The organism is Edwardsiella hoshinae NBRC 105699 = ATCC 33379, from assembly GCF_000474215.1.
GTDB classification, from domain to species: Bacteria; Pseudomonadota; Gammaproteobacteria; order Enterobacterales; family Enterobacteriaceae; genus Edwardsiella; species Edwardsiella hoshinae.
This window is the reverse complement of the sequence record NZ_BAUC01000075.1, coordinates 1-2,513: the sequence shown is the minus strand read 5'-3', so window position 1 is coordinate 2,513 and position 2,513 is coordinate 1. Positions and strand designations below refer to the sequence as shown.

Genomic DNA, 2,513 nt, shown 5'->3' with positions numbered 1-2,513 from the left:
CCTTGGTTTGCGAGAAACCATTAATCAGGCCGGTAATGCAGTGCCGTCCACGCGTAGGATTAACAATCATCCATTGTCCAACGATATTACGCTGACCGCTGGCGATGTTTCGGCATTTGCCCTCGGGCCAACAGGGAAGATGGTCGCTGATGCTAACTCCGTGCCATGGAATGCGCCGAGCGGGATTTATGAGGCATCGCTAGGTGGCGCTTCAATCCTTATTCTTCATTTCAATATGGGTAGGGGAAGTTGTCCGGCAGTACAGTTTAAAGTGGCTTATAAAAATGGTGGTATCAGCTACCGTTCTGCTCGTGATGGCTATGGGTTTGAAAGTGGTTGGGTTGAACTAATGCCGAACACGAAAACAGTGCAGGATATTCGATTGTCAACTAGCGAACACACTGCGCTGTATAATGCGCCAGGGTATAAAGACCAGCCTCCATATGTAATTACTGGCCTCGTTAATATTGATAGTCACGGAGATCCAGACTATGCATATCGTCGAGCATTGCAAAAACTCATTAATGGCACTTGGTATAACGTAGGCGGTCTATGATGTTACATTTGAAAAATCTAACCCGATATGAGCCAGAGAGTGGCGAGGAAAAAGAAATTGCCGAGCAGTTTGAGGCTTTTTTTTGGCATGATGAATTAGGGCGAGACTGGTATCAAGCAATAGCACAATTTCAGCCAAATACTTTCAAAGTGAAATATCTCCCAGATGGGGAGATTTGCGCTATTAATAAAGACGCAAGTGCCATTTGCCCCGAAGGGGGAAGTATTGTAGAAATAGAGTCATTACCTGATGGAGCGGATGGTGATGGTGGATGGCAGTTTGTTGATGGGAGCATCATCCCTCGGACGTACACCACCGGCGAACTGACGGCTCAGGCGGAACAGAAGAAGCAGCGCTTGCTGACCAATGCCGCGAAGGCCATTGCTCCATTACAGGATGCCGTTGACCTTGGTGAAGCAACGCCAGAAGAGGAGGTGAAGCTAAAGGCCTGGAAAAAATTCCGCGTGAGCGTCAATCGAATAGACACAGCTCAATTACCCGTAACATTTCCACCTGCGCCAGTATAAAATACGCCCGCAATGATGCGGGCGAACTGTCATTCTGGTTTTGAAGGAAAGGCTACGTTTGGCGCTGTGCTGGTATCGCATTCTTTCACCGCACGAATGTATTTCATCCACGCAATAAGCCCAGCCTTGTCACTATCGCTGATAATCCCTAACGCTAGCTCGGTACGCCAATCGGCCGTGACGGCGTTAGCCTCATCCAGTAATGCGGATTTTTTAGCGTTAGCCTCAGCTACTGCCGCCACATGTTGCGCGGCGGTGTCTGTTATCCATTTCTCACCATCCCATTCATCAAACGGTGTTTCTGGTGGGGTAAGCGTAAAACCATGACGGAGGTCGCCAAGTTCCGTTACTGTTACTGGCTCACCCGTATCGATGGCATATGCTGTCTTACCTCGATTATCTGTTACTTCGAGCCAATGCTCGTTATTAAAAACGAGTGCTTTCCCGGCAGTTTGTTCAGGTGGCTTAATTAGTGTCGAAAAAGCGGGGATACCAGTACCTACAATAACACGCACATCATATGCGCCAATAAGTTCACCATTTTCAGGTGAATATCCATAAACCATTACTGTAGTGGTTTCCGTTGCCAATCCATTTTCAAAGCACTGATTCATCATTTCACCCTCACAATCATGTTCCATGCAACGTTTTTCCCTCGTGTCTCCGCTGCTGTTCTGGCGACAGTCGCGGGGTTAAATGTAATTGTTGACGAGTATCCACCTCCGTCAGATCTATAAGTGCGTGGCACCCAAGCGCGCTGTTCACTAAATACGCCACTTGACGGAACGCCGCCGAGCATTTCGTTAAAACGCATGGTGCCCGTGAAGTTCTGTAACGCATCTTCCTGATAGGATAACAACCCTCGACCTGAATCGATGCCCCTGCCATGATCCCACGCTCTGATACCATACCCGCGCATATCAACAGGAAGATGATTATCAGGCCAGAGAGCATGAGCTAGGGGGTATTTTTGAGGATCAAAGGCCTGCCCCATCCAAGGGATAAACTCCATTCCAATATCGGGCCAAATTTCCTGGGGCATTCGCTCATTGCACCAACTGATACAAGTCCCAATCAGTGGACATCCATATTTAAAATATGTTGGCTCATTAACACTACTGTATTGAATTATCCAGGGATTGTATCTTTCTGGGCCATGCCATGTCTGGCGAGATGCAACATGTCCGCTATGGCTAAGATATAATTGCTCAATAACGCTGTTAGTAGGCATGACAATCATCATCCCATAGCTATAAATCGTCAGGCCATTCGCTTTAGGAAAATCACTAACTGTACTGGCGTCGGCGATCGCGACATTATAAATCCCAGGCTTGTTACAGTCTGCGAACGTTCCACCGTCTCGTAATGTGCCGACGATATTCTTTGACCATGCGTTAGCTGCCAGATTAATGGTTTCTCGCAAACCAAGG

The 2,513-nt window shown here is 47.7% G+C and carries 3 protein-coding genes and 1 pseudogene; 2 read left to right on the top strand and 2 right to left on the bottom strand.

Features of this window, described 5'->3' with window-relative positions; genetic code table 11:
- On the top strand, window positions 1-556 hold a 556-nt coding region (locus EHO01S_RS19085; protein WP_369400685.1), incomplete at its 5' end, for a tail fiber protein.
- Window positions 553-1,083 carry a tail fiber assembly protein gene (locus tag EHO01S_RS16935; RefSeq protein WP_269668546.1) on the top strand — a complete coding sequence of 177 codons (531 nt, stop codon included), beginning with the start codon at window positions 553-555 and terminating at the stop codon, window positions 1,081-1,083. The genes EHO01S_RS19085 and EHO01S_RS16935, both read left to right, overlap by 4 nt.
- Before the next feature lie 29 nt (window positions 1,084-1,112).
- On the opposite strand, the gene EHO01S_RS16930 is transcribed toward EHO01S_RS16935, so the two are convergent.
- Together EHO01S_RS16930 and EHO01S_RS19080 are read right to left on the bottom strand one after the other, a co-directional pair.
- On the bottom strand, window positions 1,113-1,724 hold the full coding sequence (locus EHO01S_RS16930) for a tail fiber assembly protein (RefSeq protein ID WP_232238242.1): 612 nt from the start codon (window positions 1,722-1,724) through the stop codon (window positions 1,113-1,115).
- Window positions 1,697-2,513, bottom strand: a pseudogene (locus EHO01S_RS19080) (prophage tail fiber N-terminal domain-containing protein); the annotation flags it as partial. The gene EHO01S_RS16930 and the pseudogene EHO01S_RS19080, both read right to left, overlap by 28 nt.